Genomic DNA, 18752 nt, shown 5'->3' with positions numbered 1-18752 from the left:
AATCTACGATTTCTAAACGAACAAATCCCTGAACTGACGGTGCTCAATGATCTTTGACATGTCCAAAGGGATCGTCATCCCTTTCGGATGAAAGGAAGACGGAAACTCCGTGCTTACGAACCTTACGAATCTCGTCATGGGATACATCCCGTCGTGCGTGGCTCCTAACCGATAAATTCCGCTCGAACCCGCTTCCACGATCCTCGATATTCCGGATCTTCCGATCTCGTCCCTTTCGTTATCCAAAATTCCCGACGGATAAACGGCGATCGTCTGTATGGAAGAATCGATCATCGGAAGCAATTGGTCCGGAGATGCGATCTTAAAGACGAAGGCGGTTCTACAGCCGGGATGACGGAGGTTATTCCGAGGCTCGGAAACGATCACCTGCCAAGAGTCGGAATTTCCGAAAGAAACGGTCGCCCCTAAAAATTCATGGTGAACTCTTGAGAGAACGACCCCCGCTCTCTGATCCATACTTCTTTCCGGAGGGGAAAGAACCCGGTCGTAGCGTTCCAACTCCGTCGACAACGCCTTAGCGAACGAAAGATGGTCTCCGAGTACGAAAACGTTCTGTGTGGAAAAGCAGGCCTGCTGGTCGTACATCGATATATCGTGAGCGACCAAGCGGGCAGCGGTTCCCAAATCGATGCCGTCCGTTTTCACAACGCAAAAACTCTGTTTGGGCCCGAAAGAAACGATCTCTATACCTGGCGGGGTATTTCTGTGCGTCCAAGCCAGCGCCTCATTTCCGCCCCAAACGCAGACGGTATCCGCTTTTTGCAGGATCGAAGCGCCGAAAGTAGAATCGGAAGGCCAATAGACGGTTTGGAAGGACCGACTCACAGGATGGTTCGGGTCCAGATCCAGAAAGCTCAATCCGAGTTGCGTGGCGGTAATCGGATCTCCGGAAGCGGTCTTTGCGAGAGTTCGGTTTTTCGTAAGGATCGATCTCAAAATCGAAAGGACTCCCGCGATGGGAGCGTTGCCCGCAAGAATATGAACGACCAATCCTTTCGGAAAAGCCCTCACTTCACAGTCTTCCTTTCGAATCCAGGAATCGAGTACGAACCTATCCCCTAACTCGATCTGAAGAGTATCCCACAAGCGGGTGCTGCCGCGCAAAGTCGCGGCGATCAGATCCGCCTCCGCCACCGCCATCTGCTCCGAATAACCCGCAAACTCACGGATTTGGCGGATGAAGATCCTTCTACGGACGTACTCGTCGTTTTCCCACATCCGGCCTACCCGGTGCAGAAAGCCGATGATCTCCTGGGTCGGAGTTCTTTCCAGTTCCCCTTTGGAAGAGTCGAAATTCGTTTCGAACTGCGTTCGACTCGGAAACACGACAGTTCCTCCCGGCACTTCGACGCGAAGCTCGGAATCTTCCTCCGGCTTGATCGCCTTCCCGTTCAGGATAAAGGGAAGGGAAAGTTTCTTCCCTTTGGCCGCCTTTTCCGAAGAGATTTCTTCTAAAACTTGGGAGCTCATGCTTTCCGTTTTAAGAGCCATCCGATCTCTATATTCGTGGAGTCTATGGATTGATCCGTGGTCCGTTTCGCTTCGATTTCGAATCCGCATTTCTCGAAGAGGCGATCCCAATATGTTTCACTTTCCAGTTTCTGACTGGTAAAGGGATGAACCAGAAAATACGCGTTGTAGTATCCTTCGGCCAGTTTGTGGTTCATGGTGGAAGGTTCGTCGATTCGATAATCGATATCGATGATGATCAACCGTTGGTCCGGTCCTCCATTCATCGCGGATTGGAGCATCTCCATCACACGCTCCTCTCCCGATTGTCCAAGAACCTCGTGGATCACGAAGCAGAGAAGGATCACGTCCGGAGGAGTTTCCATTTTCTTGATATACTCGATCGCGTCTGCCTGCACGATCCGGATCTTTTCGGTCATCCCGGATTCGGAGACGTGCTTTTCCGCGGCTATGCACCCGCCCAGGTCCGGCTCTATCCCTATCGCTTTTGTATCCGGATACTTCTTACAGATTTCCGTAAGGTAGGAACCGCTTCCGCATCCCAGATCGATGACGAGCTCGGGTTTCTTTTTCAAAGTCGCCAAAAGACGCATCACGATGGGAATGGAATCGTGCATACTGATTCCGCAACTCCCGATCCCCACCAATTCGGCGTTACGCGGAGCGGGAGGACTTCCTTTCGGTAGCGCATCGTCGATAGAAAGGAAAGTCTGCGCGTATCCCCCGACCATCATCTCGTACCAGGAACGAAACATGGACCACTTATGGGCCTTGGGAGTAAGTCTGATTTTCGCTTCTAATCCCTCGATAAAACCTTCGTTCCTCAGGAATCGGAGTAAACCCTCCAGCCTATCCCTCTCGAAACCGAGTTCGGAAGCGAGTTCGTCCAGATCGAATTTCTTTTCGGGAGAATTTGCCAGTAGGTCGAAAATCCCGCAAAAAAAGAAATGCTGCAAACAAGCCGCCAAAGCCAATCCGCGTATCGGCTGGACGGCCTCGATCAGGTCGATTTCTCTCGCGACGGCCTTTTTCTTTTCTAACTTTTGCGGAAGGGTCTGCATCAATCGCAAACCTTCGTCAAAGGATTCCGCGGATTGTCTGAGGTCCCGCTTTACGTTGACCCTCTTTAGCCATCTGTCCTGACCGTCGAATCTCGGGACAAAGGACCTTCTCCCGTGAACGACCTGAAGGTTATCGATGATGCAAAGATCTCCTTCGTGTAGCACCAAATCGGCGATATGCGAATTGATGTTTTCGATGACGGTAGCCAACGCATGCGCCGCCTCCTCGTCCCCGGGCATCGCTTCCATATAATCCGGATCGATCCGAAGATACGGCTTCTTAGGATTTCCGAAAAGAAGCGAGACCGGTTTCGGATTCCTGGACATTTCTTCGATTTTTTTGAAAGCCCCGGCTCCCAGAGAATTATGCTTGGCGGTATGGGATTGGTCGGGTCGGATCACGAACCTTTCCTGCCACAAAATCGTTTCGATCTCCGGCGGCAGATCCAGATCGGTCACGGAACAAAGCATGGTAGCGACTTTGTCCACGTTCCTAAGACAAAGCAATGCGAGATAATCCGCTCTTTCTTCGTGAAACGCGTCTTCCGTATGCCAGCTCAATTGGGTCAGACTGCTCCAACCTACCTGCTCGTTTTCCAGACCTTTCATCGGGAGAACGTCGTGGACGAATCTACCGTCTTGCTGAGTCGTCCAACCGAAGACGTCTCCCAGCAAGGACGCGACTAAGGCCAAGAATATCTCCGCCTTGTGAGTCGAGGAAGGATGAGTAACGTCTTTCCAGTCTCTCGGAGTCGGGACGGACGTTTTTCCGATGACTTTGAGAGCTCGGATCACGAAAGCGGCCGGCTTCTCCTTCAATCGGACTTCGTGAATATAATTACGAAGCGAATGCGGCAATTCCTGTGCGAGCAAAGGAGCCGCCTTCAGAAATTCCAAGGACTGGGCGTTCGGATATTTTTTCGCCACCTTTTCGATCAAAGCCACGGTCTGTTCCACTTCCGAGTCCTCCAAATCGGGGACGTAGGAAATCGAATTAGGCCGGGGGGTTATTTCGATTAAATTCATCGATGTCTTTTCTAACGTATTGTCCATAAATCATCCTCAAACTCATTTCAAGGACCGCATCTTTTCGAAGCCGGTCCGGATTTTAAAATCTTTAAAAAAACTTCCCTTAGTTCTCTCCGAACCGGTCTTTGCCTGTCGGGTCTTCCTGCGATCTTTTGGACATAAGGACGAAATTCGAAATTTCCGATACGGACCCGAAATTATCCTCCTGCAAATCGGATATATCTATAGATATATTATACTTCTCTTGTATAATTAAAATTAAATTCACAAAAGATATGGAATCCAAATATCCCTGCTGGACCAGACGGACATCCTGAGGCACTAAAACCTCTCGCCCGTTTCCCTCGCGGATCACCCGGCTTACGAGTTCTCCTATCTCCTGCCTTAAATCCATTAAGCTCGTTTCGTTCATCCGTTCACCTCTAGATAGATTCTTTCTCGATCCGGTTTTCCAGCGCTCGTTCTCGGAAGATTTTCGTACATTACGAATCTCTTCGGGATTTTGTAAGAGGACATTTCCGACCTGCACAAACGATCGAACTCGGCCGAATCGGGCAGCAAGCTGCCCGGAATCGGTTCTATACAGGCCACGATAGATTGGCCGCTTTGATCATCCGCGACTCCGACTACTACCGCTTCCTGAACTCCGGGAATGGATTTCAGGATCAATTCGATCTCCAAAGAGCTGACCCGATAGCCGTTGACTTTTAAAAAGGAATTCTTTCTGCCGAGGATCCGTAGATTTCCGTTCGCATCTAGAAATCCCGTATCTCCCGTATGCAAAAACCCTAGGTCATCGGTGATGGCGAAACACTCTCCCGAGTCCGATAGCTGTCCCATTGCGACACAACCGGACCGAACGATAATCTCCGTCTCTTTTTGCCCGGCCAGATCGGAAGAGAATTCCACTCCTGAAACGGGGACTCCAACCGAGCCCGGAACGTACGTGTCCCCAAAATTCAATTCCAGACGGGTCAATGCACCGACGGATTCGCTTAACCCGTATCTGCAATAGATCTTGGATTCCGGATAAACTTCCAGGATCCGCCTCATCAATTTTCCGTCTAGGGCGGCCGTTCCTATCGTAAACGATTCCAGAGGAAGGAATCCCTCCCGATTTAACCCGCCTATATCCAATAAAAGTTTCATATAGTTGGGGGTGGTAGAAATGGAAGCGCAGCCGAATTTCCTTATCCTGGCCAGATGTTCTCCCGGCATGAATCGATTGGAGAAATGAACCCCGCACCCGACCCACAAAAGTTCCTGTAGAACGGCGGACCCCATTGCGTGGTATTGAGGCACGGAACAAAAGGCGTCCTTTCCGGCGAATTGCGATAAATGATCTCGGTTTGCATCCAGATTGGAGATCAAGTTCCGCTCGGAAAGAAGGATGGCCTTAGGGCGGCCGGTGGATCCCGATGAAAATTGGACCAACATTACTCCCTCGGGAATGAAAACGGAAAGTTTATGTAAAGTTTTAGAATATTCTAATTTGCATACCGATAACACATTACGATCGGAACAATCCTCTTCTTTGGTTCGAAAAGATAGGATGGGGATCTCGGATTCGATCCCTTTTAGAATTTCCTTTTGCTCGGACAAGGAATGAACCGCGACGAGATCCGGTCTGATTTGCTCCGAGAAGATTTTCGCTTCCCGTTCCGTACATTTTTCCGGAATCGGAGCGAGAACTCCGCCCGCTTTCCACACGGCAAGCTGGAGAAGGGTCAACTCCGGACCACCCGGCAAAGCGGGCATGACCACAGGACGATTTACTGCGGAAAGGAGGGGAACCAAACGGTCCGCCTCTTCGTTTAATCTCGAAAACGTCATGGCTCCGAACTCGTTGCTGACCGCGATTTTGTCCGGATATCGTTCGAGGATCTGCTCGAATCTGGAAAGCATCAAGAAATGCCCTCCTGTCCTAAAACCGAAAATACCTGTCCTGATAATGCGTCCTCGATTTTGCCGCGCTCTCGGATCAATCTTGCATCCTCTCCGTCCACCAGAACTTCCGCCGGAGAAGGGTGGCTCAGAAATAGTATATTACTAAAAGTTAATCCATACGCGCCTGATCCCAAAATTCCGATAACATCCCCTTCTTCGCATTCCGGAAGGGACAGACCGGAAGCGAATTCGTCGGCAGGCGTACACAATACCCCGCCTAACGTCACTTCCTCGGATACGAGGGAACTGCATGCCTTGGCGGAGACGATCGGAAACGGTCTTCTGAGGATCGCCCCGATTCCTGCGGCGGCGGAATGATGATGCATTCCTCCGTCCAAAATGAGATGGTTCCGATCAAAGGACTTTTTTTTGTACAGAATTCGGGAGAGATACACTCCCGAATTCGCGACCAGATATCGTCCGAGTTCGATGAAATATTTTCTCTCCGGCTTACCGTCCTCCGCAATCATCGCCTGGAGACCTTTTCCGGCGGAATCCAAATCGAACTCGGGATCACCGTCGAACAAAGCCACGCCGAATCCTCCGCCGAAATTCAAGGTTCGGATCGGAACGAATCTCTCCAGTTCGTTCGCGAGACCCAGGAGGTCTCTTGCGTTTTTCAACCAAGCGAAATGATCGAAACATTGGGTGCCCGCATAGATATGCAGCCCTTCCAACTCGCAGACATTCTCGGTCGAAATTCTTCGGGCCAACTCTAGAATTCGATCCTGATCGATTCCGAATTTCTTGGACTTCCCCGCCATGGACATTCTGGACCCGGAAGATCCGCCTTTAGGATTTACCCGAAGCGTAAGAACGGGCTTATAATCCGAAAAACGGGCCAGCTCGCAAATTTTTTCGTATTCCCGTTCCGATTCTATATTGATCGCTCCGATCCGATTCTCCAGAGCGAATATTAAATCTTCGTTTCTTTTTCCCGGACCGCTGAAGCGGATCGAAGACCTGGAAAAGCCCGCTTTTAGCGCGATTAAAATCTCTCCTGCCGAAGCCACTTCCGCTCCGACATTTAAAGAACGGAATATTCTTCCGATCGATACGTTCGGATTCGCCTTTAGAGCGTATAAAATCCCCACATTGTCCCCGAACGATTTTGAGACTCTAACCAGGTTGGTACGGGCGGACTCCGCGTTAAACGCGTACAAAGGAGTTCCGAATCGATTTGCGAGATCGTCCGCGGAATGCCTTCCTAACGTTAGCCCTTCCCCCCAAACGGAACCTATTTGGCGTATTAAGTTTTTATGAATCTCTATTTTCGAATTTTCTAAAATCATGATATCACCGAAAATGCGGATATTTTAATTCCGAGATCCCGTCGCTTTCTTCGGTCGATCGGAATTTCCGAGCCTCCGAGTCGGCTCGCCTTAATGCTAAAAGGGAAAGCAGTTCGAAACATACCGCCGAGGCGTTGATTGCAGTGATTCCGGTAGGATCATAAGGAGGAGACACTTCCACGCAGTCGAAACTACAGTAATTCAGAGGCCCGAGGGCTCGCAAAAATTGGAATGCTTGGTATGTACTGGGTCCACCAGGTTCCGGAGTTCCGGTCCCGGGTGCGAATGCAGGATCCAGGAAATCTATATCGAAGGAAAGAGCCACCGGATGATCCCCCACCCTCTCCTTGACTATATTTCCCAACTCGGCAGGAGACAAAAGGTTCAACTCCTCCCAGGAAATCACTCGATAACCCAAGCCTTCGCCCGAGCCCAGATCGTTGGGATGCAAGGTTCCCCTCATTCCGATCTGTACCGATCTGGACGGATCCACGAGTCCTTCTTCTACCGCTCTCCTGAAAACGGTCCCGTGAAAATGTCGGACTCCATAATAATTATCTAAAACGTCTCCGTGAGCGTCGATATGAACGACGGAGACGGGCCCTCGAACGGCCGCCAAAGCCCGTAATTCCGCCATCGTAAGAGAATGGTCTCCGCCGAGAATCAAGGGAACCACTCCTGCCTCGTAAATCGGTTCCAAGAAATTCTGTACCCTGTACAGGCTTTCTTCGTGATAACCGGGAACTACCGGCGCGTCGCCGTAGTCCACCATGGAGAGAACTTCCGGAACGTTTACTTTCAAGACCGGATTGTAATCCCGAAGAAGAACGGACGCGCTCCGTATCGCCTCCGGTCCGAATCTAGCCCCGGAACGAAAAGAGACGGCGGAATCCATAGGAACTCCCACCACCGCGACGTCCACATCTTCCAAAACGGCAAGATTCGGAAGCCGCATAAAAGTGCGAACCCCGGTAAAGCGAGGCGCTTTCATCGAGTTTAAGGGCAGATAGTGTTTTTTTTCTTTTTCGCTCATTCATTTTCACCTAATTATAAAAGCCTTCCTAAAAACTTGGGACTCGGGGTGGAACGAAGATCCTTTCCACCAACAGCTCCGCATCCTTCAACCTTGGATAACTGTGGAAAAAGCGGGTCTGAACCGCCTGAGGAGCTCCGAGGTAGAATTGTTCGTACAGAAGCTGCCTTCCGCCGAAGGAACTGACGACCAGATCGCTGGCGATCTTCAATATCTTGATATGCGTAAAGGCGTCTTCGCCGGACATCCCGAAGTATTTTAGAATTTCCTGATCCATTTTCTCCGAAAGATCCGACTCCGTAGGATGCATGATAAGTCCGCTCGCACCTATGGATCTTAGGATCTCGACGGAACGGGAGTAAAATTGCGAGGCGACCGCATTTGAGGCGCCTAAAGCGGTCTGACCAGGAATGAAATTACCGAAGCGATCCGCTTCTCCCTCGGATTCTGCGGCAACCAGAAGGCATCTCAAGATTTCCGCGTTAGCCGCCATTTCTCCCAAGATCTGCTGGATCGCGCTCTGCTGACCTCTGCCGCTGAAGCGTGCCAAAAGACTGGCGAGACCCAACATGAATTCCCCTTTGATCGCAGTCCTGGAACAGGTTTGGTGGGAAACGTATGAGACCATTCCCGTCTCCGAACGCAATTCGTTGGCGAATGGAACGTCGCCGTCGATAAAGACTCTCTCATGCGGAACCAGGACGTCCTCGAATATGCAAAGAGAGTCCATTTCGTCGAATCTTTCGGAAAGAGGACGATCGAATGCCTTGTCTCCCGTAGCGATGCCGCTTCTGCAAAGCAATTTCAAGCCCTCAGTTCCGATCGGAATCGCGAATGCAAGGGCTTCGCTTATATCCGAGGCTTTCAGCGGTCGGAACGGATAGATGATGAGTTCGTCGGAAATGGGCGCCAATGTGGCGAGCATCTTGATACCACTGACTATGATTCCGTCTTTCGTTTCTCCCACTTTTCTTAAGGTCAGTTTCTTATCGCCCGATAGGTCGAAAAACCGATCCATAGGAGGATCACTGATGGCATGGGAGTGCACTAGGTTCCTTTCCAGGGAAAGAGAATAATATCGCTTTATATTTTCCGCATATTCTCCGTTTTTACGCCCGAACACTGCGCTCGCGGCGTTCCAACTCGCCAATAGAGTCGCAAGAAAATCCGGGGTCCGAGCCATCATACCTCCGGTCACTTTTGCGATTTCGCGAAAGCAGCTCCCCTTTTTCCGTAATTCCTCCAAACTTTTAGGGATCAGATAGGAAGATGAAAATTCCCGTCCATCATCTTCGCAATAGGAAAGCATCCGATCTTCCAAATCTTCCCGATGGTGCAGATCGATCAGAGAGGCGATGGTGCCAGCCCCCCCTCGAAACGCGGGATGCTCCGCCACGTTTTCCACACGTACTCCTTCGAACAAAACGTTGCGACCGTCGCGTAGGTCTTCCAGATAATCCGAACCTTTACGAAATCGTTTCATATTTCCTCTTCCCTTGATTCTCTTCTCCGGAAAGGAATCTGGTTATATGATTCGAGACCCAACTCGGATCTTCCATGGGAAAGAAATGGGACCCATCGGAATGGCGAAAATATGCGGATTCCAGATTGTTCCTCGTGAGTTTCCTACAGGCGGAAGGCGGAGTGACGTCGGAACGCGTAGCGGATAAAACGAGGATTTGCTGTCGTAGTATTCTATAATTCTTCCAATGGCCCGGTCTCAGTCCTCTGAAGATCTGGGCTTCGATTTTCGGCGGCAAACAAAGTTCGAACTGCCCGTCCGAACGGATACGAAACGCGCTTTTTAAGTATGCTTGAAAACTTTTAGGCTGCCAACGTTTGTACATAGGCATCATCCTATAACTTCTTTCCACTACTTGCAGATTTTTGAATACTGCTCTCCGTTTATCCGCGAGTTTCGCCAGCGGATTCGGGACGAAGTATAAAAGATTAGAAGTCAGAGGAGTCAGTACGGTCGGATCCAGAACCGCAAGTTTACGAAAACGTTGTTTTATATCGTTGGAAGCCGCTAAAAGAACCGACGCACCTCCGAGCGAATGACCGACCCCGAAAACGGACTCCAGACCCAGATGATCCAAAAAGGCAAGTACCTGGTCGCGAAAAAAATACCAATCGCGGAATTCGTCCGTAGCTTCGGACAATCCGTGTCCCATAAAATCCAGGGCATACACGGGATATCCTGCCTTACTCAGATCCTCGTATATGGGAGAATAGGTTAATGCCGAAAACCCGTTCGCATGGAAGAACAGGATCGGCTCCTTCTCGGCCTTCAAGGCGGAAGGAACCGAATAATAGGCTAGTTTAATTTTCCGAAATCGAAAGAATTCGGGAGAAAGAATTTCGCTTTGTCTTTTTCGCATAGGATTTCTAATAACTCGCCGCCAAGGCTTTTTCTTCCTCTTTGCCGTTTTGAATCCGCGCATCCGAAATCTGTAGTCCGTCCACGCATTCTTTTGCGGCTCTAAAACAGGCTTCGATGGAAGCGCCTCGAAGATAATCTCCGGTCAGTTCCAGCCCTTGGATTGCGGAAGATTGAAAGTCGAAGTCCCTTCTGAATCTCTCGTAATCGAACGCATAAGCGCACAACCCGAGTTTCATGACTTTTCCGGTAAAGGAAACCCGAGGGTTCTCCCGAAACGGGATGAATTCCGACAAAGTTCTTTCTCCGAGTGCGACCAGATCCTCCAAGGAAGGTTGACCCGAAAGAATATCCCTAGCCGACTTTCCGCTGAACGTATATCGTACGATATGTCTGTCGTTCACACCGTAAACGCCCGCGTTACTCAAAGGTTTGTCCGAAGGGAAAACTAAAGCCCGAACTTTCTCGTTAAACACCGGTTTGGCGTATTCCGCTACGACGACCGCAACCGGAAAATACCTGACCTGCTCGAGAGTTCCGCTCAATTCCGGAAAATGGTTCCGCAAGAGAGAGGCCGAGACGGAAGCGGGAGTCGTCAATACGACATGATCGAAATAAAGGTCCTCCAATCTCTTTTCCTGGAGCACCTTGATTCCCACGACTCTTCCCTCGCGGACGATCAGAGATTCCAAGCTCGTGTTAAGTCTCACAGGAACCAGAGAGGAGAAACGCTCGAATAAAGGATCCAATCCGTTCGATAACTGTTCGTAGGTATCGAACGCTACGCTCAGATTGCTCCCGAAATTCCCTACGCTGGCCTCTGCCGGCTCGGCTCCGTTCATCCGAACCGTCATCGGGCGGATGAACTGCTCTACAAGATTCTTGCGGAACACTGAGGCAAGCTTTGCATCCTTGGTTTTTCTTTGCCAACTTTGAAAGAAAGGACTTCCCAGATAACCGTCCTTGATCCGATCGGCCTTGACGGCACGGATCATAGGAATCATCCGAACTAGGTCGCGGAGAGAAAAGGACTTGGCGAATTCCAACATTCCTCTCCATCTCTTCTTTTCATCGAACGTGACGATTTTTCCATTCCGGATCCGAGAGGAGTTCAAGCCGAAGTATTCGAAAGGGTGATCTCCCATGGACTTCGTAAATTCCCGAAAAAGGGAATATTTCACTCCGATGTTTTTTCCTCCCAAGGCAATACCTCGACCGCGAAGAGACGCGGTTGCCATCCTTCCTCCGAGTCTGTCCTCGGCCTCAATGATCTGAACGCGAATCCCTTTTTCCCTTAGGTAATGGGCGACTGCGATCCCGGAGATCCCGCCGCCTATGACTGCTACCGATTTCTGCTTCATATCGATCACCTTACGATCACGGGACGCAAATGTTCCGGAATCCTGTGTTCGATGGATTTGTGAAATTCGGGAAGCTCCGACCAATGGAGACCCTGCTTGATATGGTGAGCCAAGTGGTATCCGTTATTGAATATCATAAAATTAATAAGCGGATTCGTATTGGTCATCGAGGCCTCGTAATCGTCCTTAGAATGTAGGTCGATATGGTTGTCGTACGTGAAATTGATGAACACCAACCAGGAGAGAAGCATCGGAACCAGATATAGGATCAACGCGTTCAGCGGATTCAGGTAAACCAGAATACCGATCGCAGCGGTCGCGAAGAATTGCTGCCAGTAGAATTGGCGCAAAAGAGCCGGATGCGATTTTCCCACCTGAACGGTTCTATACGTATAGGTCGCGAAATACATAAAGATGTATTCCAGACGATTCATGGAAGACCCGTTCGAACGGACCCAAGTGGAAGTGTCCTTTTTGGGATCCGTATAATGCAGGTGGTGGCCGAAGTTGTGATGGAGACGGAACTTACTCGCCATCTGACCGGACTCCAAATACATAAGCACTTCCAAAACCTTGTTCATCCATTTCGGCTTCAACATGGAATAGTGGGCGTGGTTATGGCTGATCGGGCCGACCAACGCCTGCGGGATGAATAGAGCTAGTGCGGAATAAATCGCGGATTCGACCGAATCGCAAAAATAAAACGCACAAAACTGCAGAGAGCCGACCCCTAACACCCAAAAAAAGGGGCGTAGATCGGCTCTATGCCTGATAATACCCAATTGTTTTTTCTTAGTTTCCATTTCTGTATTTTCCCTTTTCGTCTTTCGCCTTTAGGCTTTCGACTCCGGTTCCAATTTGGAAAACGATCGCTCGAGCTTTTCCATAATGTTCTTACCCATTACGGTTAAAATTCCGCAGATCGCCGCGATCTCCTTCGAATTTTGCAGGAAGGTTCCCTTTAAATTGTAACTGACGAGCTGTCCTTTTCTCCAAGTCACGTCCTTCGCCTCGATCAAGATCTGTAAAGGTTGCCAGATATTCGCGAAGCTAAAGAACTCGGCGGTCAATTGATTCAGTATGAACTCGCTTTCGAAGGAAACTGAATAAAACTTGTGGGCGATCGCGAGCCCCGCCTGACGTCCGGCTTCGATGATGTACATTCCCGGCACGTGATTCCTCGGGTGTTCGAAGAAGAAAGAATGATCCATCTTTACCCTTACGGTAATCAGATACTTTTCATGCTCTCCATCGCTTTTCAATTTATCGAGGCCGGACAAAAGAACATTCTCTTCGTTGTATTTGTGAACGAGCTTCCTATCGAAACTTTCCACCAATTCCATTCCGGAATGTTCCTTAACGATTTGCGGTTTTTCTTCTATCAGAGACATTTTTTACATCCTTTTTCATTTGTTAGGCGAAATGCCTTTTCTTACTGAGACACTTTTCGTCTTTATTTTTTGCCAACTTTTCTCGATCGGCTTCCACTTTGTAAATAAATTTTTGTACGGAGCCAAAAACAAAATGAAATCGTAACTTTAAGATTTTATAATGAATGTTACTTTGATTATTACATCCCATCGTACAGATAATAAGCAAAATGGCCCTCTAATTTTATATAACAACGAATGTAATATAAAATTCAGAATCCGAATAACGACGATTATCCGTTGTACATTCGATAGAATCGCCAAAGTGAGCATAACCTTAATATGAAAAGAGAATTAAAAACGAAAAAGATGCGGGAGAAAAATAAAGACACAAAGGAGCAAACAACTCGAAAAGGAGACAAATCTACATTCCAATTCGAATTTTCCTTTTTAGAATAACGAAAATAAAAACATCCTTGTAGTTAAACGAATTACATCTTTATTTTTTATTAATATACTAATTCGAATTCCAAAAAGGGGAACTAGAGAATACAAACCAACTCGAATTTATTTCACCAAAAAATGGAAAAAATGCCTCAATGTGGCGTAGAGTTGATTACAATTGAAGAAAAAAAGAGGGAGGAGAATTCTATCGAAGGAGGAAATAACCCTGCCGGAAATGATCCGGCAGAATTTCTTTTTACTTTTTAATTTGCTCTAGATAACAACGCGGAGAAACGGGTGCAATATCCGGTCCCTACAAGTCCGTAGTACCAGGATTCCTCCATCTTGAGATCGGAAATCCTTCCTCCGATAGATTGGGAAATCAATTTGCTATAAGCTTCCACTTGTCTGGAATTGACTCCGATCGGAATAAACAGAAGCAATTGGAATCCGCAAGACTCGGCCGAAATCGGATAAGAAGTTATGGATTGTCCTTTTTCCGTTTTCAACGGAGCGTTAGCGGGCATGTTCAACGGAACGGAATTACATCCGACCGTGAGTACGGTCGCCGCAGTGAGGAAAAGTGATAGGATGGTTCTCATTGCACCGCATCTCCCGAAATTTTCAAACAACGTAAGGTCCCGAGCACTACCCAGGTCCAACTCTCTTCTATTGTCATATTCGTCAATGCGACAGCGCCGGGAGCTTGCATCAGTGCGTTCGCATACGCCCTTTCCACCCTGGAGTTTTGCTGGATCGGAACAAAATAGTAACCCGGCAGCGCCAGCCCCATAAAACCGCAGGCCTCACCACTTACTCTACGAATGATCTTCTCGTTTCCTGTCAATTTCGGCTGGATCAGCACTTCTCCGGAAGAGCAAGACGCGAACCCAGAAATCGAAGAAAAGAGAATTAGACCGAACATCAAAATTTTCTTTGCCATTAATTCAGTAAATAATTATATAAACTGATTTATGAAAAGAAAATTTCTTATTGAAAGAGAATTATTTAATCATTTTACATTTGAACGACTCAAACGACCTTCTCTTTCCGAAACTCCTCGATATCGGCATCGCTGTATCCCAAGGATTTCAGGATTTCCGTCGTATGTTCCCCGTGTTCCGGAGGATCGGACCGATAAGATACCTTTGTCTCGGAGAAGGGAAACGGGGAACCGAACTGGATATAATCCCCGAATTTGGGATGCTTCCGGTCTAGAATCATTCCTTTTTCCCGCAAAACCGGATCGATGGCTACCTCGTCCATGGTTTTAACGGGGGTCAGGCAGGAATCCGGGTTTTCGAAGATCGGCTGCAATTCCGCTAAGGTCTTCGAGGAAAAATATTCCGTCAGGATCTTTTTCCAGGAGTCAAAGTGCCCCTCGTCCAAAGGAGTCGTTTCCAAATGGGTGTCCAAACCGGCTTGGCGCAGAAAGGTTTTGAAGAACATTTCCTCCAAGGCTCCTAGCGCAACCCATCTACCTTCCTTTGTCTTGTAGGTATTGTAATTCGGGAGCTTTCCGGATAGAAGTTCGTTTCCCCCTTCCGGGTTTGTTCCCGTCGCGGAGTAGATTCCCGCATATAGAGAGACGAATTGAAGAGAAGCTTCCATCATGGAAACCGCGATCTTTTGCCCTTTACCGGTTTTTTCCCGAAAATACAGCGCCGCTAAAATCGAGGAGAGGGCAGTCAAGGTTCCTCCGCCTATGTCGGCCAACTGAAAACCTGGTGCCTGCGGATTCTTCCCGGTTTGGGCCAGCACTCCGGACAAGGACAAATAATTCAGGTCGTGTCCGGCAAAATCCCGATACGCACCCGAATCTCCGTAACCATAAATCCCGCAGTAAATCAAGCGAGGAAATCGGTCTTTCAAGTCCTGGTATCCGAGCCCCATTTTTGCCAAACCGTCTGGTCGGAATCCTTCTAATAGGATGTCCGCGTCCTCCAACAATTTAAACAGGATTTCTTTGGAAGCTTCCCGTTTTAAATTCAGAGTGATGGCTTTCTTGTTCCGATTCAGCATCAGAAACAGTGAAGGAGCTCCTTTTTCGTTTTTGAACATCACTCTCGTGGCGTCCATTGCCCTTGGATTCTCGATTTTAATCACCTCCGCTCCCATGTCCCCGAGGTACATGGAGCAAAGAGGTCCGGGCAACAAAAGACTGAGATCGATGACTTTTACGCCGGAAAGTGGACCTTTGTTCATTTTCTTGCGGCTCCCTGATTGGATTCAGGCAGGTATTGCGCTAAGCAGAGATGTGAAAAGACTTTTTCGAAGAAGAACTTATTCCGAATTCCGTTCGGTAACCAAAAGCTCCGAGCTGGACTTCCCCCAACGCCAGAGGGAGTATTCCTCCATCGTCGCGAATCGGTATCCTTCGGCGTGTAACTTTCGGATCACGGAGGTCAGGATTTCCTTGGTTGTCGGATGGGTGTCGTGAAAGAGAACCACGATCCCCTTTCCGTTAGCACCACTCACGAGTCTGGAATAGATCCTCTCCATCTTCGCTTTGAATCTTTCGTCGTCCAGATTGACTCGGGGGCCTTTTTCGTACCATTCTCCACGGACCCAATCCTTGGAATCCGAGGAGTCGAAATGTTTGGACCACATTGCCACGATTCCCTCGCGTCTCAATGCCAGCCCCACTCTTCTCTTGGATTCTTCGGAAACGGAACGATTGAACGGGGAACCGAAAGGAGGACGCAAAAGAGTCATCGGCGCGGATTCTTTTCCGAGTTCGCGATCGTACATTTCCTGGTTTTCCCGGAATTGGTTGCGGATTTTTTCCTCGGACAAGGGCATGAGATTCCTATGACCGATCGTATGATTTCCCACGGCATGACCTTCTCTTCTCATCCGAACCAGTACGTCCCGGAATTTTCGAAAGCTATTGTTCGTGCGATTCACGTTCGGAGCCCAAATCCCGCAGATGAAAAACGTCGCAGGAATTTTCTCGGATCTCAAAACGTCCAGAATTTCGGAGGTCCAGTCCGAAGGTCCGTCGTCGAAGGTCAAATAGGCCACCTTGTCCGGGACCGGATCTCCGTCGTAAAATCCGACGGCCCCGTACCTCGCGGAACTACCCGTAGGATCCCTGCGGTCCGGAGATGTAGCGCAAGAGAAGACGAGGGTATAGAATAAAATGAGCGCGGAAAAACGCATGAAACGGTTCGAAAAAAGGAAGAGAACTCAGTCGAACATTTCGCCGGCCGTCAGCCAAACTCCGGCCACGATCAGAAGGATTCCGGCCCACTGGGACCAATTTAATTTTTCTTTAAATAGAAAGGTAGAGGCGAGCAGAACGATAATGAAACCGGCCGAGGTAAAAACGGGATACGCTAAGGAAAGCTTCAACCCTTTTCCCAACACCCATCTGTATCCGAGCAGGGCGATCCCGAACGAAGCGATTCCCGCAAAGAATACGGGGTGAAGGAAACTCCGGACCAGACCTTCGATTCCCGGCACTGTATCCGTTTTATCTCCTAAGGAACTTGCTTTGATCAGAATGTTCGCTAAAGCGTTGAAGAATAATGCCACTACGAATACTGCCACGACAGTTGCTTTCATTCTAATCGGCCCCCCGGGTCCAATTTTTCTTTCCTTAGAACTCCACCGAGAGAAAGTTTGAAGAATTTTCCCGGAAGAGAAGCCGGACTTCCGACTTTTTTAATCCATCGAAAGAAAATTACGGGAAAGATCAAGGGCAAATCTCCGATGCAGAGAAAAACATTCCAGTTCCGAGGGCTTAGTCTTTCCTATATCGACGCCGGACGAAAAAAAGCTCCTCCCGTTTTGATCGCGCATGCCAACGGTTATAGCGCCGGTTGCTATCGTTATTATACGGAAAAACTTTCCAAGAAGTTTCGCGTTCTTGCCTTGGACTTCTGCGGTCATGGGGAATCGCAGCCCAGTTTGGAATGGAAAAATTGGTCTTTCTTTCGGGATCAAATTTTAGCTCTCGTTGAATCGGAAAATCTGGAAAATTGCATCGGAATCGGCCACTCCATGGGAGGAGCAAGCCTTCTCCTTTCCTCCTATGTACGTCCGGAAAAATTCCGAAAAATCATAGCGCTGGATCCGGTCGTTCTCGACATCAAGTCCGTCCTGTATGCGTATTTCTTTCGAACCGCTATGGCAAAGGGAGCGCTATCCCGTCGTCGCGAGTTCTCCGATCTGAACTTGATCCGGAGGGCTTACCGCAAACGCAGCGCTTTCGCAAACTGGGACGACGGAATCTTCGAAGATTATCTTAAAAGCTGTTTCCGAAAAGAAAAAGACAAAGTAGTACTCCGTTGCCCTCCGGAACTAGAGGCGAAAATATTCAATTCCGCGAATCTACTCAGCCTATTCCAGTACCCTAAAATCAAGGTCGAAGCGCATATCACCATTCCGGAAAAATACGAAGTTTGTTCCCCCAAGGCCGCGGGAGAAATCGTGAAAGGAAATCGAAACTCCACTCTGGAAATCTGGCCGAATGCCACTCATTTTTTCCCTTTCGAGGAACCGGAACGCACTTGGAATCGGATCCGGAACGTCTTAGGAATAGAGAAATGAAGGAATCCAAAACGGGAGCCCTTTTTTATTTCGAAGGAAGGATCCTATTCGCAAATCGTGGATTAGTAACCGAAGCGCATTCCCATTATGCGGCTTCGATTCTCATTTCGATTTCTTCTCCCTTTCAAATCGAGACGGAAGAAGGCATTCGGACCTCGTACCAAGCCGTAATCCTTTCTCCGAATTTCCATCACTCTTTATTGGCGGAAGAATCCGAAATCGTCGTACTCCAATTCGATCCGCATAGCGGCGATTACTCCTCGATCGCGGCCAAGTACGGTCGTAAGGGAATCCACGAAATTCCGGCCAACGACTTGGAACCGATCCGCAAGGATTGCAAGGATCTTTTGGAAGGAAGGTTGGAATGCGACTCCGCAAAACTCTTATTCGAAGACATACTCTCCGCGATCGGTGCGGAAACGCCCGCTAAAGGGATTCTGGATCCGAGAATCCGGGCGGCCACGGAAAGAATGAAACGTTCTCTTCCGAATTCCGTTTCCGTTCCGGAACTGGCGGAGGAATCCGGTTTTTCCGAAACGAGGTTCATGCATTTGTTCAAGGAACAACTCGGACTGCCCGTTCGCCAGTACCAACTTTGGCTACGATTACAGGAAGCCGCCACCTTGTTAAAAGACGGAGGAAATCTTACGGACGCAGCCTATGCCGCCGGGTTCGCGGACCAGGCACATCTCAGCAGGACGTTCAAGAAAATGTTCGGCGTACAGCCCTCCCGTTTTTTAGGCCCGAACAGTTCCGTCCGGGTCGTATTCTGCACATAGGGCTCAGAAGG

The 18752-nt window shown here is 48.9% G+C and carries 18 protein-coding genes; 2 read left to right on the top strand and 16 right to left on the bottom strand.

The features are described 5' to 3' along the window. Nucleotides 1-12 precede the first annotated feature (12 nt). The 16 genes from EHO61_RS15125 to EHO61_RS15050 all read right to left on the bottom strand — a co-directional run bounded on the left by EHO61_RS15125 (nt 13) and on the right by EHO61_RS15050 (nt 16975). The gene (locus tag EHO61_RS15125) at nt 13-1491 is read right to left on the bottom strand and encodes an acyl-CoA reductase (protein WP_135814400.1); all 1479 of its coding nucleotides are present in this window, start codon (nt 1489-1491) and stop codon (nt 13-15) included. Beyond that, entirely contained in the window at nt 1488-3578 is a 2091-nt protein-coding gene (gene gntD / locus EHO61_RS15120; protein WP_246032161.1) for a guanitoxin biosynthesis L-enduracididine beta-hydroxylase GntD, read from the bottom strand. Before gntD ends, EHO61_RS15125 begins: the two co-directional genes overlap by 4 nt. Before the next feature lie 106 nt (nt 3579-3684). Then, nucleotides 3685-3993: a phosphopantetheine-binding protein gene (locus EHO61_RS15115; protein ID WP_135814398.1), complete on the bottom strand. Its 309-nt coding sequence runs from the start codon at nt 3991-3993 to the stop codon at nt 3685-3687. Further along, the gene (locus EHO61_RS15110; protein ID WP_135814397.1) at nt 3990-5486 is read right to left on the bottom strand and encodes a class I adenylate-forming enzyme family protein; all 1497 of its coding nucleotides are present in this window, start codon (nt 5484-5486) and stop codon (nt 3990-3992) included. Before EHO61_RS15110 ends, EHO61_RS15115 begins: the two co-directional genes overlap by 4 nt. Beyond that, entirely contained in the window at nt 5486-6820 is a 1335-nt protein-coding gene (locus EHO61_RS15105; protein WP_135814396.1) for a type III PLP-dependent enzyme domain-containing protein, read from the bottom strand. The genes EHO61_RS15110 and EHO61_RS15105 overlap by 1 nt, the downstream gene beginning before the upstream one ends. 4 nt (nt 6821-6824) lie before the next feature. Continuing rightward, nucleotides 6825-7853: an agmatinase gene (speB, locus tag EHO61_RS15100; protein ID WP_135814395.1), complete on the bottom strand. Its 1029-nt coding sequence runs from the start codon at nt 7851-7853 to the stop codon at nt 6825-6827. A 28-nt stretch (nt 7854-7881) separates the two neighbouring features. Continuing rightward, nucleotides 7882-9336: a 4-hydroxyphenylacetate 3-hydroxylase family protein gene (locus tag EHO61_RS15095; RefSeq protein ID WP_135814394.1), complete on the bottom strand. Its 1455-nt coding sequence runs from the start codon at nt 9334-9336 to the stop codon at nt 7882-7884. After that, entirely contained in the window at nt 9320-10234 is a 915-nt protein-coding gene (locus tag EHO61_RS15090; protein WP_167884886.1) for an alpha/beta fold hydrolase, read from the bottom strand. The genes EHO61_RS15095 and EHO61_RS15090 overlap by 17 nt, the downstream gene beginning before the upstream one ends. A 7-nt stretch (nt 10235-10241) precedes the next feature. Further along, entirely contained in the window at nt 10242-11594 is a 1353-nt protein-coding gene (locus tag EHO61_RS15085; RefSeq protein WP_135814392.1) for a protoporphyrinogen/coproporphyrinogen oxidase, read from the bottom strand. Between the two features lie 5 nt (nt 11595-11599). Then, nucleotides 11600-12397 (bottom strand): fatty acid desaturase family protein, encoded by a 798-nt coding sequence (locus EHO61_RS15080; RefSeq protein WP_135814391.1) that lies wholly within the window; start codon nt 12395-12397, stop codon nt 11600-11602. Nucleotides 12398-12427: 30 nt separating this feature from the next. Continuing rightward, the gene (locus EHO61_RS15075; protein WP_135814390.1) at nt 12428-12985 is read right to left on the bottom strand and encodes an AfsA-related hotdog domain-containing protein; all 558 of its coding nucleotides are present in this window, start codon (nt 12983-12985) and stop codon (nt 12428-12430) included. Nucleotides 12986-13671: 686 nt separating this feature from the next. After that, on the bottom strand, nt 13672-14010 hold the full coding sequence (locus EHO61_RS15070) for a hypothetical protein (protein ID WP_135814389.1): 339 nt from the start codon (nt 14008-14010) through the stop codon (nt 13672-13674). After that, nucleotides 14007-14351, bottom strand: a complete 345-nt coding sequence (locus tag EHO61_RS15065; protein WP_135814388.1) for a hypothetical protein — start codon at nt 14349-14351, stop codon at nt 14007-14009. The genes EHO61_RS15070 and EHO61_RS15065 overlap by 4 nt, the downstream gene beginning before the upstream one ends. Before the next feature lie 89 nt (nt 14352-14440). Continuing rightward, nucleotides 14441-15613: a CaiB/BaiF CoA transferase family protein gene (locus tag EHO61_RS15060; RefSeq protein ID WP_135814387.1), complete on the bottom strand. Its 1173-nt coding sequence runs from the start codon at nt 15611-15613 to the stop codon at nt 14441-14443. Between the two features lie 78 nt (nt 15614-15691). Further along, the gene (locus EHO61_RS15055; RefSeq protein WP_135814386.1) at nt 15692-16570 is read right to left on the bottom strand and encodes a polysaccharide deacetylase family protein; all 879 of its coding nucleotides are present in this window, start codon (nt 16568-16570) and stop codon (nt 15692-15694) included. A 27-nt stretch (nt 16571-16597) separates the two neighbouring features. Then, a complete protein-coding gene (locus EHO61_RS15050) occupies nt 16598-16975 on the bottom strand; it encodes a DMT family transporter (RefSeq protein WP_135814385.1) in 378 nt (125 codons plus the stop codon). A 147-nt stretch (nt 16976-17122) separates the two neighbouring features. On the opposite strand from EHO61_RS15050, the gene EHO61_RS15045 reads away from it, so the two are divergent. Together EHO61_RS15045 and EHO61_RS15040 are read left to right on the top strand one after the other, a co-directional pair. Further along, complete coding sequence (locus tag EHO61_RS15045; RefSeq protein ID WP_135814384.1) at nt 17123-17962, top strand: alpha/beta fold hydrolase; 840 nt, start codon at nt 17123-17125, stop codon at nt 17960-17962. Beyond that, nucleotides 17959-18741 (top strand): helix-turn-helix transcriptional regulator, encoded by a 783-nt coding sequence (locus EHO61_RS15040; RefSeq protein WP_135814383.1) that lies wholly within the window; start codon nt 17959-17961, stop codon nt 18739-18741. The genes EHO61_RS15045 and EHO61_RS15040 overlap by 4 nt, the downstream gene beginning before the upstream one ends. The last annotated feature ends 11 nt before the right edge of the window (nt 18742-18752 follow it).

It is taken from the genome of Leptospira fluminis, assembly GCF_004771275.1.
GTDB lineage: Bacteria > Spirochaetota > Leptospiria > Leptospirales > Leptospiraceae > Leptospira_B > Leptospira_B fluminis.
Note: the sequence above shows the minus strand (reverse complement) of the source record. Positions and strands in the feature narration are given on the sequence as shown.

Excerpts from the sequence above, each read along its gene's own strand:
- EHO61_RS15125 (WP_135814400.1), bottom strand. The coding sequence starts at position 1,491 with ATGAGCTCCCAAGTTTTAGAAGAAATCTCTTCGGAAAAGGCGGCCAAA.
- gntD (WP_246032161.1), bottom strand. The coding sequence starts at position 3,578 with ATGAATTTAATCGAAATAACCCCCCGGCCTAATTCGATTTCCTACGTC.
- EHO61_RS15115 (WP_135814398.1), bottom strand. The coding sequence starts at position 3,993 with ATGAACGAAACGAGCTTAATGGATTTAAGGCAGGAGATAGGAGAACTC.
- EHO61_RS15110 (WP_135814397.1), bottom strand. The coding sequence starts at position 5,486 with ATGCTTTCCAGATTCGAGCAGATCCTCGAACGATATCCGGACAAAATC.
- EHO61_RS15105 (WP_135814396.1), bottom strand. The coding sequence starts at position 6,820 with ATGATTTTAGAAAATTCGAAAATAGAGATTCATAAAAACTTAATACGC.
- speB (WP_135814395.1), bottom strand. The coding sequence starts at position 7,853 with ATGAGCGAAAAAGAAAAAAAACACTATCTGCCCTTAAACTCGATGAAA.
- EHO61_RS15095 (WP_135814394.1), bottom strand. The coding sequence starts at position 9,336 with ATGAAACGATTTCGTAAAGGTTCGGATTATCTGGAAGACCTACGCGAC.
- EHO61_RS15090 (WP_167884886.1), bottom strand. The coding sequence starts at position 10,234 with ATGCGAAAAAGACAAAGCGAAATTCTTTCTCCCGAATTCTTTCGATTT.
- EHO61_RS15085 (WP_135814392.1), bottom strand. The coding sequence starts at position 11,594 with ATGAAGCAGAAATCGGTAGCAGTCATAGGCGGCGGGATCTCCGGGATC.
- EHO61_RS15080 (WP_135814391.1), bottom strand. The coding sequence starts at position 12,397 with ATGGAAACTAAGAAAAAACAATTGGGTATTATCAGGCATAGAGCCGAT.
- EHO61_RS15075 (WP_135814390.1), bottom strand. The coding sequence starts at position 12,985 with ATGTCTCTGATAGAAGAAAAACCGCAAATCGTTAAGGAACATTCCGGA.
- EHO61_RS15070 (WP_135814389.1), bottom strand. The coding sequence starts at position 14,010 with ATGAGAACCATCCTATCACTTTTCCTCACTGCGGCGACCGTACTCACG.
- EHO61_RS15065 (WP_135814388.1), bottom strand. The coding sequence starts at position 14,351 with ATGGCAAAGAAAATTTTGATGTTCGGTCTAATTCTCTTTTCTTCGATT.
- EHO61_RS15060 (WP_135814387.1), bottom strand. The coding sequence starts at position 15,613 with ATGAACAAAGGTCCACTTTCCGGCGTAAAAGTCATCGATCTCAGTCTT.
- EHO61_RS15055 (WP_135814386.1), bottom strand. The coding sequence starts at position 16,570 with ATGCGTTTTTCCGCGCTCATTTTATTCTATACCCTCGTCTTCTCTTGC.
- EHO61_RS15050 (WP_135814385.1), bottom strand. The coding sequence starts at position 16,975 with ATGAAAGCAACTGTCGTGGCAGTATTCGTAGTGGCATTATTCTTCAAC.
- EHO61_RS15045 (WP_135814384.1), top strand. The coding sequence starts at position 17,123 with ATGCAGAGAAAAACATTCCAGTTCCGAGGGCTTAGTCTTTCCTATATC.
- EHO61_RS15040 (WP_135814383.1), top strand. The coding sequence starts at position 17,959 with ATGAAGGAATCCAAAACGGGAGCCCTTTTTTATTTCGAAGGAAGGATC.